11 protein-coding genes are annotated in these 10,087 nt (G+C 68.7%); 1 reads left to right on the top strand and 10 read right to left on the bottom strand.

The annotated features are described in order from the left end of the window. The coding region (locus tag ABNT58_RS21100) for an Hsp33 family molecular chaperone HslO (protein WP_348755382.1) at positions 1-187 on the top strand (187 nt) is incomplete at its 5' end. Here ABNT58_RS21100 and ABNT58_RS21095 read toward each other — a convergent pair. The 10 genes from ABNT58_RS21095 to mutS form a co-directional block, all read right to left on the bottom strand. After that, positions 173-868 carry an ATP-binding protein gene (locus ABNT58_RS21095; RefSeq protein WP_348755381.1) on the bottom strand — a complete coding sequence of 232 codons (696 nt, stop codon included), beginning with the start codon at positions 866-868 and terminating at the stop codon, positions 173-175. The two genes, ABNT58_RS21100 and ABNT58_RS21095, sit on opposite strands and share 15 nt — an antisense overlap. A gap of 17 nt (positions 869-885) precedes the next feature. Beyond that, positions 886-1,521, bottom strand: coding sequence for a nicotinamide riboside transporter PnuC (gene pnuC / locus ABNT58_RS21090; RefSeq protein WP_348755380.1), 636 nt, complete (start codon positions 1,519-1,521; stop codon positions 886-888). Between the two features lie 16 nt (positions 1,522-1,537). After that, complete coding sequence (gene ftsB, locus ABNT58_RS21085; protein ID WP_348755379.1) at positions 1,538-1,816, bottom strand: cell division protein FtsB; 279 nt, start codon at positions 1,814-1,816, stop codon at positions 1,538-1,540. 24 nt (positions 1,817-1,840) lie between these two features. Then, a complete protein-coding gene (gene eno, locus ABNT58_RS21080; protein WP_348755378.1) occupies positions 1,841-3,127 on the bottom strand; it encodes a phosphopyruvate hydratase in 1,287 nt (428 codons plus the stop codon). A 46-nt stretch (positions 3,128-3,173) separates the two neighbouring features. After that, the gene (locus tag ABNT58_RS21075) at positions 3,174-3,464 is read right to left on the bottom strand and encodes a DUF1330 domain-containing protein (RefSeq protein ID WP_348755377.1); all 291 of its coding nucleotides are present in this window, start codon (positions 3,462-3,464) and stop codon (positions 3,174-3,176) included. Positions 3,465-3,489: 25 nt separating this feature from the next. After that, positions 3,490-4,347, bottom strand: coding sequence for a 3-deoxy-8-phosphooctulonate synthase (gene kdsA, locus ABNT58_RS21070; protein WP_348755376.1), 858 nt, complete (start codon positions 4,345-4,347; stop codon positions 3,490-3,492). Beyond that, on the bottom strand, positions 4,344-6,011 hold the full coding sequence (locus tag ABNT58_RS21065; protein WP_348755375.1) for a CTP synthase: 1,668 nt from the start codon (positions 6,009-6,011) through the stop codon (positions 4,344-4,346). Before ABNT58_RS21065 ends, kdsA begins: the two co-directional genes overlap by 4 nt. Before the next feature lie 94 nt (positions 6,012-6,105). Continuing rightward, positions 6,106-6,909, bottom strand: coding sequence for an alpha/beta hydrolase (locus ABNT58_RS21060; protein WP_348755374.1), 804 nt, complete (start codon positions 6,907-6,909; stop codon positions 6,106-6,108). Positions 6,910-6,932: 23 nt separating this feature from the next. After that, positions 6,933-7,772 carry a proteasome-type protease gene (locus tag ABNT58_RS21055; protein ID WP_348755373.1) on the bottom strand — a complete coding sequence of 280 codons (840 nt, stop codon included), beginning with the start codon at positions 7,770-7,772 and terminating at the stop codon, positions 6,933-6,935. Next, positions 7,769-10,087: DNA mismatch repair protein MutS (gene mutS / locus ABNT58_RS21050; RefSeq protein ID WP_348755372.1), on the bottom strand; the 2,319-nt coding region annotated here is incomplete at its 5' end. The genes mutS and ABNT58_RS21055, both read right to left, overlap by 4 nt.

The following is a 10,087-nucleotide window of genomic DNA, read 5'->3' as shown; positions in this document are numbered from 1 at the left end:
GCGGGTGGGCGCCATGCTCAAGAGCCTGGGCCGCGAAGAGATCGACAGCATCCTGGCCGAGCGGGGCACGAACGTGGAAGTGGGCTGCGAGTTCTGCGGCCTGCAGTACCACTTCGACCGGGTGGATGTGGGCGGCCTGTTCACGCCCGAGCGCGACCAGCTGCCGCCCAACTCATCGGTGCACTGATCGGTGCACTGATCCGGCGAGCACCCGCTCGCAATCCGGGTCCAGGCAATCGAGGCAGCGGCTGCGCCAGCGCACGCGGCTGCCGCTGGTGGCGTCTTCGTCAGGGCTGGCTTCCAGCGCGGCCGCCAGCCGGGGCTGCCAGCGCACCACCGCGCGCAAGGCGGCTTCCACCCGGCGCGGGCCTTCGCCGTGCACCACGCCATAAGCGATGCCGGCCGAGGCCAGCGCGCCGCGGATCAAGGCATCCACCGGCTCACGCACCTGTGGGCCGTCGCGCTGCAGGCCGTCGGGCAACCAGGGCAGGTCCAGCGCGGTCAGCAGGGTCAGGCCCACGGCCTGCTGCTGCCAGCGCAGTGCATCGGCATACAGGCTGCGGTCGTCGAACACGAAGTCGCTGTAGACCGCCGTCATCAGCGGCGTGGTGTCGGCCACCACCAGCATGTCGGGCGCCTGGGCCAGTGCGGCTTCGATGCGCCGGCGCTGCTCGGCCGCGATGTGATGCTGCTCCTGCGGGTCGGGCGTGCGGCCCTGGGTGTCGCACCATTCGCGCAGGTACTCGGGCACCGCGGTGCACGGCTGCACCGCGCGCAGCCGCCGGCACAGCACTTCGGCCAGGTCGGACTTGCCGGTGCTTTCCGCACCCAGCAGGGCGATGACCCGCGAAGGATGGCTCAGGCTCACGACGGCGCCTTTTGTGCTCAGGCGCGGGCCGTGGCCGCACGCGCGGCCCAGCTGCGCCAGCCCAGCAGGGCCATGGCCGCGAACAGGGCGTACAGCAGCACCGTCAGCCACAGGCCCTTGACCGCGAACAGCGCCACGCTGACCACGTTGACCACCACCCAGGCGGGCCAGTTCTCCACGTACTGGCGGCCCAGCAGCCACTGGCCCAGCAGGCTGCCGACGGTGGGAAACGCGTCCAGCCAGGGCACGGTGCTGTCGGTGTAGCGGGCCAGCAGCCAGCCCATGGCGGGCCAGGCGGCCAGGGTGGCCAGCACCGCCGTCCAGCGGCCGCGCGGGCCCAGGTGGCGCACCTGCAAGGCGCCACCATCGGCCTGGCGGCCATGCAGCCATTCCCACCAGCCCCAGGCCGCCACCAGCACGAAGACCACCTGCAGGCCGGCTTCGCCATACAGGCCGTATTCGATGAAGAGGGCGCCATACAGCACCGAGCTGGCCATGGCCAGCGGCCACGCCAGCGGATTGACGCGGATGTTGAGCACCACCATCCACACCGCCAGCACGAAGGCGACGATCTCGGCCCAGGTGACGGGACTGCCCCAAGCGCTGAAAGCGGGCGAAAAAGCGGCGGCCCAGGCCGCCTGCAGTGCACTCATCGTGGCGGGTGAGGGGCTAGCGGCGCTGCGAAGCCACCTGCACCAGGATCTCGTCGGGCTTGACCATGCCCAGCTCGGCGCGGGCCTTTTCCTCGACCATCTCCAGGCCGTCCTTCAGGTCGCTGACCTCGGCGGCCAGCTGCTCGTTGCGCAGCGTGGCGGCCTTGTTGGCGGCCTGCTGCGTCTCGAGCTGGGTCTGCAGCGCCACCGCATACGGCATGCCCCCCTTGCCGAACCAGAGTTCGGCCTGCACCAGCGCCAGCAGTGCCAGCAGGGCCAGGGTGATCCACCTCATGATGCGGTGCGCTGCAGCGTCCGGTCAGCGCACGTTGTAGAACGCGGCCTTGCCGGGGTAGGCGGCCACGTCGCCCAGGTCTTCTTCGATGCGCAGCAGCTGGTTGTACTTGGCCATGCGGTCGCTGCGGCTCATCGAGCCGGTCTTGATCTGGCCGGCGTTGGTGCCCACGGCGATGTCGGCGATGGTCGAGTCTTCGGTCTCGCCCGAGCGGTGGCTGATGACGGCGGTGTAGCCGGCGCGCTTGGCCATCTCGATGGCAGCGAAGGTCTCGGTCAGCGTGCCGATCTGGTTGATCTTGATGAGGATCGAGTTGGCGATGCCCTTGTCGATGCCTTCCTTCAGGATCTTGGTGTTGGTGACGAACAGGTCGTCGCCCACCAGCTGCACCTTCTTGCCCAGCCGCTCGGTCAGCAGCTTCCAGCCATCCCAGTCGCCTTCGTGCATGCCGTCCTCGATCGAGACGATCGGGTACTTGTCGCACCAGGTGGCCAGCATGTCGGTCCATTCGGCCGCGGCCAGCTGGATGCCGCCTTCACCTTCCAGCACGTACTTGCCGTCGCGGTAGAACTCGCTGGCGGCGCAGTCCAGGCCCAGCGCGATCTGCTCGCCCGGCTTGTAGCCGGCCTTTTCGATGGCCTGCAGGATCATCTGGATCGCGGCCTCATGGCTTTCGACGCTGGGCGCGAAGCCGCCTTCGTCGCCCACGGCGGTGGGCAGGCCCTTGTCGCCGATGATCTTCTTGAGCGCGTGGAAGGTCTCGGCACCCCAGCGCACGGCCTCGCGGAAGCTGGGCGCGCCCACCGGGATGATCATCAGCTCCTGCAGGTCGAGGCTGTTGTTGGCGTGTGCGCCACCGTTGATGACGTTCATCATCGGCACCGGCAGGCTCATGCCGCCCATGCCGCCGAAGTAGCGGTACAGCGGCAGGCCCGATTCTTCGGCGGCGGCGCGGGCCACGGCCATGCTCACGGCCAGCATCGCGTTGGCGCCCAGGCGGCTCTTGTTGTCGGTGCCGTCGAGGTCGATCAGGGTCTTGTCCAGGAAGGCCTGCTCGGAGGCGTCCAGGCCCAGCACGGCTTCGCTGATCTCGGTGTTGACGTGCTCCACGGCCTTGAGCACGCCCTTGCCCAGGTAGCGGCCCTTGTCGCCATCACGCAGCTCGATGGCTTCGCGCGAGCCGGTCGAGGCACCGCTGGGCACGGCCGCGCGGCCCATCGTGCCGCTTTCCAGCAGCACGTCGCATTCGACCGTCGGGTTGCCGCGGCTGTCCAGGATCTCGCGTCCGACGATGTCGACGATGGCACTCATGGGGATCTCCTCAAGAACGATGGATGGGAATACTGCTTGTGGTACTTCAGACGCCTTCGACCACCAGCATGCGCATCACGGCGGCGCCTTCGCGCGCGGCGCGGGCCTGGCTGTATTCGGTCGAGTCGTAGAAGGCCCGCGCGGCCTGCGTGCTGGGAAACTTCAGCACCACCAGGCGGGTGGGCGACCAGTCGCCTTCCAGCACCTCGACGGCGCCGCCACGCACGCACACCTCGGCGCCGTGGGCCTGCATCGCCAGGGTGGACAGTTGGCGGTACTGCTCGTACTGCGCAGGATCGGTGACGTCGACGTTGGCGATGATGTAGGCGCTGGGCATGCGAAGGTGGGTGCGGTGGAAGAGGTCAGCAGCTGAAGTCGTTTTCCAGCAGCGGCTGGGCCTTGACCACGCGGTCCAGCGCGACCAGCTGCTCCAGCAGCGCCTTCATGTGCCTGAGCGGCACGGCATTGGGGCCGTCGCTCATCGCCTTGGCGGGGTCGGGGTGGGTTTCCATGAACAGGCCCGCGATGCCCACGGCCACGGCCGCGCGCGACAGCACCGGCACGAACTCGCGCTGGCCGCCGCTGCTGGTGCCCTGGCCACCCGGCAGCTGCACGCTGTGGGTCGCGTCGAAGACCACCGGCGCGCCGGTGTCGCGCATGATGGCCAGGCTGCGCATGTCCGACACCAGGTTGTTGTAGCCGAAGCTCACGCCCCGTTCGCAGGCCAGGAAGTTGTCTTCCGGCAAGCCCTTTTCTCGGGCGGCGTCGCGGGCCTTCTGGATCACGTTCTTCATGTCGGCCGGCGCCAGGAACTGGCCCTTCTTGATGTTCACCGGCTTGCCGCTTTGTGCGACGGCGCGGATGAAGTCGGTCTGGCGGCACAGGAAGGCGGGCGTCTGCAGCACGTCGACCACCGCGGCCACGGCGGGCACTTCGGCTTCGGTGTGCACGTCGGTGATCACCGGCACGCCCAGCTGCTGCTTCACCTTGGCCAGGATCTCCAGGCCCTTGTCCATGCCCGGGCCGCGGAAGGTGTTGCCGCTGGAGCGGTTGGCCTTGTCGAAGCTGGACTTGAAGATGAAGGGAATGCCCAGCGCGGCGGTCATCTCCTTCAACTGGCCGGCGACGTCGATCTGGAGCTGCTCGCTCTCGATCACGCAAGGGCCGGCGATCAGGAAGAAGGGCCGGTCCAGGCCGACGTCGAAGCCACAGAGCTTCATGCGGTTTCCTTCTGCGCTTCGCCGGCGGGGGCGACGCGGTCGGTCTTGTGCTCGAGCGCGGCCTTGACGTAGCTGGTGAACAGCGGGTGGCCGTCCCAGGGCGTGCTCTTGAACTCGGGGTGGAACTGCACACCGACGAACCAGGGGTGCACGTCCTGCGGCAGCTCGACGATCTCGGTGAGCTTCTCGCGCTGGGTGATGGCCGAGATCACCAGGCCGGCGTTGCGCAGTCGGTCGAGGTAATGCTCGTTGGCTTCATAGCGGTGGCGGTGGCGCTCGGTGACCACCGGGCCGTAGATCTGCCAGGCCAGCGTGCCGGGCGCCACGTCGGAGCTTTGTGCGCCCAGACGCATGGTGCCGCCCAGGTCGGAGTTGGCATCGCGCTTCTGGATGGTGCCGTCGCTGTCCTGCCATTCGTCGATCAGCGCGATCACCGGATGCGGCGTGCTGGCGTCGAACTCGGTGCTGTTGGCGTTGTCGAGACCGGCCAGGTGGCGGGCCACCTCGATGGTGGCCACCTGCATGCCCAGGCAGATGCCCAGGTAGGGGATCTTGTGCTCGCGGGCGTACTGGGCGGCCAGGATCTTGCCTTCCACGCCGCGCTTGCCGAAGCCGCCGGGCACCAGGATGGCGTCGTACTGCGACAGCACGTCGGCCTTGCCTTCTTCCAGACTCTCGGCGTCGACGTACTCGATCTTCACGCGGGCATGGTTGTGGATGCCGGCATGGCGCAGCGCTTCGTTGAGCGACTTGTACGAGTCGGACAGCTCGGTGTACTTGCCGCACATCGCGATGGTGACCTCGTGCTTGGGATGCGTCACCTCGTTGACCAGGTGGTCCCAGCGGCGCAGGTCGGCCGGCTTGGTCAGCAGCTGCAGCTTCATGCAGATCAGCTCGTCCAGGCCTTGCTCGTGCAGGATGCGCGGCACCTTGTAGATGGTGTCCACGTCCCACATCGAGATGACGCCGGCCGGTGCCACGTTGGTGAAGAGCGAGATCTTGTCGCGCTCTTCATCGGGCACCGCACGGTCGGCACGGCACAGCAGCGCATCGGGCTGGATGCCGATGGCGCGCATCTTCTCGACCGTGTGCTGCGTGGGCTTGGTCTTGAGCTCACCGGCGGCCGCGATGTACGGCACGTAGGTCAGGTGCACGAAGGCCGAGTTGTTGGCGCCCGAGCGCAGGCTCAACTGGCGCACCGCCTCCAGGAAGGGCAGCGACTCGATGTCGCCCACGGTGCCGCCGATCTCGACGATGGCGACATCGACATTCGCGGCGCCACGGCGCACGAAGTCCTGGATCTCGTTGGTGACGTGCGGGATCACCTGCACCGTCTTGCCAAGGTAGTCGCCGCGGCGCTCCTTCTCGAGCACGGTCTTGTAGATCTGGCCGGCGGTGAAGTTGTTGGCCCGCTTCATCCGCGTGCTGATGAAGCGCTCGTAGTGGCCGAGGTCGAGGTCGGTTTCCGCCCCGTCGTCGGTGACGAACACTTCGCCGTGCTGGAAGGGGCTCATCGTGCCTGGATCGACGTTCAGGTACGGGTCGAGCTTGATGAGGGTCACCTTGAGGCCGCGCGATTCGAGGATCGCAGCCAGGGAGGCCGAAGCGATGCCCTTGCCGAGCGAGGACACCACGCCACCGGTGACGAAGACGAACTTGGTCATGTCGTGCTGCATTCGGCCGACGACGCCGCGCGAATGCCTTGCTGGTAAAGCGCGATTGTAGGCGAACAGGCTGACGCTTCCGGCCTGGGGTCCGTCATGCGAAGGCCTGGATGAGGCGCAGCACCTCGTCGGCCGTGGCCTCGGGCTTTTCCATCGGGTACAGGTGCGTGCCTTCGGTCCACACGAAGCGCTCACCGGCCAGGGCGCGGGCCGCGTCACTGCCGCCCTGTCGCATCTCGGCCGATTGCGTGCCGGCGATGAAGCCCACCGGGCAGCGCACCGGATGCCGGCGCAGCACCGCGCCCAGGTGATGCGGCAAGGTGTTGTAGATGCGGGTCTCGATCTCGCGCTGGAAGGCCAGCACCGTCTTGCCGCCTGATTCGGTGAAGCCGCTGGCCACGTAGTCGGCCAGCACCCGCGGGTCCCAGCGCGCGAACACCGGCTTGCCCGCGAAATGCTGGTGCACCGCCTCGCGGCTGGGCCATTCGCAGCGCCGCCGCTGGGCCACGCGCCCGGGCGAGATGCGCGGCATCAGCCGGGCCGCCTTGACGACGCGCAGGCTGTGCGCCCGCCATCCGGTGACCACCGGCGAATCCAGCATCACCAGGCCGCCGGCCAGGTCGGGGCGGCGGCTGGCCGCCAGCAGGCTGAGCATGCCGCCCAGCGAATGGCCCACCAGCACCGGCGGCCGTTCAGCGGCCGGCACCTCGCGCTCGATGAAGTGGATGAGCTGGTCGCGCAGGTGCGGCCAGTTGTTGTTCACCGGATAGGCCGGGTCGTGGCCGAAGCGGTCCACCGCCACCACCTGCCAGCCGGCGGCGCGCCAGCGCTCGAACATCAACCGGTAGGTGCCGGCCGGAAAGCTGTTGCCGTGCGAAAAGACGATGGTGCGCGACATGCGGGCGGCAGCGGCAAGTGCCGTCAGAGGATGCGTTCGCCCGGGTGGGTGATCTTGCGCATCGGCTCATAACGGGCGCTGCGCACCATCATCGGATGGGGCGTGTCGCCACCGTCCCAGCGCGGGTCGTCGATACCCTGGAACACCTCGTGCAGCCGCTGGCCCCAGGTCTCGTGGATCATGCGGAAGTAGGGGTTCTTGTCGTCGATGCAGATGATGTCGTTGCTCTTGAACTCACCTTCGCGGTAGACCAGCAGGTCCAGCGGCAGGCCCACCGAGAGGTTGCTCTTGAGCGTCGAGTCCATCGACACCAGCGCGCACTTGGCGGCCTGGTTCAGCGGCGTGTTGGGCGTGATCACGCGGTCGAGGATGGGCTTGCCGTACTTGCTTTCGCCCACCTGGTAGTAGCAGGTCTCGCCGGTGGCTTCGATGAAGTTGCCAGCCGAATACACCAGGAACAGGCGCATCGCCTCGCCCTTGATCTGGCCACCGAAGATGAAGCTGGCGTTGAAGTCGATGCCCGCGGCCTTGAGGGCGCGGCCGTCCTGCTCGAACACGCGGCGCACGGTGGCGCCCAGCACGCGGGCGGCGTCGAACATGCTCTTGGCGTTCCAGATGGTGATGGGCTCGGATTCCTTGCCGTCGACCACCGGGCCGTCGATCTTCTCGACCTGCAGCATCTCGCGCACCGATTGCGAGATGCTGAGGTTGCCGGCCGACAGCAGCACCATGAAGCGGTCGTCGGCCTTTTCGTAGACGATCATCTTGCGGTAGGTGCTGATGTGGTCCAGGCCCGCATTGGTGCGGGAGTCGGACAGGAAGACCAGGCCGGCGTTGAGCCGGATGCCGACGCAGTAAGTCATGGCGTGTTGTCGGTGAGGGGGTTCAGTAGAGCCTTGAGCCGGTACAGCGCGTCCAGGGCTTCGCGGGGCGACAGGGTATCAGGCTGCAGATCGGCCAGTGCCTCTTCCACCGCGCTGGCGGCGGCGGGCGCCGGCGGGGCGGGCGGCGGTGCGAACAGGTCCACCTGTGCGTTGCCGGCCTGCTGCTGCGCCTCCAACGCCTCCAGCGCGGCGCGCGCCTGGCGGATCAGCGACTTGGGCATGCCGGCCAGCTGCGCCACCTGCACGCCGTAGCTGCGGCTGGCGGGGCCGGACTCGATCTCGTGCAGGAACACGATGTCGCGCCCGCTCTCCACCGCGCTCACGTGAACGTTGATGGCCTGCGGATGCCGGGCCGGGAAGGCCGTCAGCTCGAAGTAGTGGGTGGCGAACAGCGTGAAGGCGCGGTTGCGGTCGTGCAGGTGGCTGGCGATGGCGCCGGCCAGGGCCAGGCCGTCGAAGGTGCTGGTGCCGCGGCCGATCTCGTCCATCAGCACCAGGCTGTGCTCGGTGGCGCCGTGCACGATGGCGGCGGCCTCGGTCATCTCCAGCATGAAGGTGGACTGCGCATTGGCCAGGTCGTCGGCCGCGCCGATGCGGGTGTGGATGGCGTCGATCGGCCCCAGCCGGCAGGCGGTGGCAGGCACGTAGGAGCCCATGGCCGCCAGCAGCGCGATCAAGGCCACCTGGCGCATGAAGGTGCTCTTGCCGCCCATGTTGGGGCCGGTGATCACCAGCATGCGGGTGCGGGCGTCGAGCCGGCAGTGGTTGGCGATGAATTCGCCGCCGCCGATTTCGCGCAGCCGGGCTTCCACCACCGGGTGACGGCCGGCCTCGATCTCCAGGCAGGGGTGGCTGACGAACTGCGGCCGGCACCAGCCCAGCGTGGTGGCGCGCTCGGCCAGCGCGGCCAGCGCGTCCAGGCCGCTCAAGGCCTGCGCCAGCGCGGCCAGCGTGGCCAGGTGCGGCTGCAACGCATTCAGCAGCTGGTCGTACAGCCACTTCTCGCGGGCCAGCGCGCGGTCTTGCGCCGACAGCGCTTTGTCCTCGAAGGCCTTCAGCTCGGGCGTGATGTAGCGCTCGGCGTTTTTCAGCGTCTGGCGGCGCTGGTAGTCGGGCGGCACCCGGTCGATGAAGCTGCTGGTGACCTCGATGTAGAAGCCATGCACCTTGTTGTACTGCACCCGCAGGTTGCCGATGCCGCTGCGGCTGCGCTCGCGTGCTTCCAGGTCCAGCAAAAAGGCGTCGCAGTTCTGGCTGATGGCGCGCAGCTCGTCCAGCTCGGCATCGAAGCCGGGGGCGATCACGCCGCCGTCGCGCAGCAGCACGGCGGGCTCTTCCGCCACCGCCTGGGTCAGCAGCGCGGCCAGCGCTTCGTCGGGCGACAAGGCTTGCCGCAGCTCGTCCAGCAGCGGTGCGGCGCCTTCGGGCACCACGGCGCGCAAGGCGGGCAGGCCGGCCAACGTGGACCGCAGGCCCGACAGCTCACGCGGGCGCACCTGGCGCAGCGCCACCCGGCTGGTGATGCGCTCGACATCGCAGATGTGGCGCAGCGCCTCGCGCAGCGGCTCGAAGGCGTCGCGCTCGATCAGCGCCGCAATCGCCTGGTGGCGCGCCGTCGCTACGCTGCGCTCACGCAGCGGATGGGTGAGCCAGTGCCGCAGTGCGCGGCTGCCCATGCCGCTCTTGCAGCTGTCCAGCAGCGACAGCAGCGTGGGACTGGTTTCGCCGCGCAGCGTTTGCGTCAGCTCCAGGTTGCGGTGGGTGGCGGGCGGCAGGTCCAGCAGGTCGGTGGCGCTTTCCACCTGCAGCGTTTGCACGTGCGCCAATGACTGGCTTTGCGTGTGCTCGGCAAAGCTCAGCAGCGCGGCGGCGGCGGCGTGGGCCGCGCTCAAGGCCTGGGCATTGAAGCCGGCCAGGCTGGCCACCTGCAGCTGCGCGCACAGCTTGCGCTGGCCCAGCGTGGCATCGAACTGCCAGGCCGGGCGCTGGGTGAGGGCGGCGCCGCTGGCGCGCACGCAGGGCGGCAGCTCGCTGCCGTCGACCAGCACCTCGGCGGCATCCAGCCGCGCGAGCCAGGCCGGCAGCTCGCGCTCGGCGCATTCGGTCAGGCCCAGGCGGCCGCTGCTCAGGCCCAGCCAGGCCAGGCCGAAGCGGCTGCCCTGGCGGGCGATGGCCAGCAGCAGGCTGTCCACCCGCTCGCTCAGCAGCTCGGTGTCGGTCACCGTGCCGGGCGTGACCACCCGCACCACCTTGCGCTCCACCGGCCCCTTGGCGGTGGCCACGTCGCCCACCTG

Origin of the sequence: uncultured Aquincola sp. (assembly GCF_964001545.1) — a bacterium.
Lineage (GTDB): Bacteria > Pseudomonadota > Gammaproteobacteria > Burkholderiales > Burkholderiaceae_C > Aquincola.
Note: the sequence above shows the minus strand (reverse complement) of the source record. Positions and strands in the feature narration are given on the sequence as shown.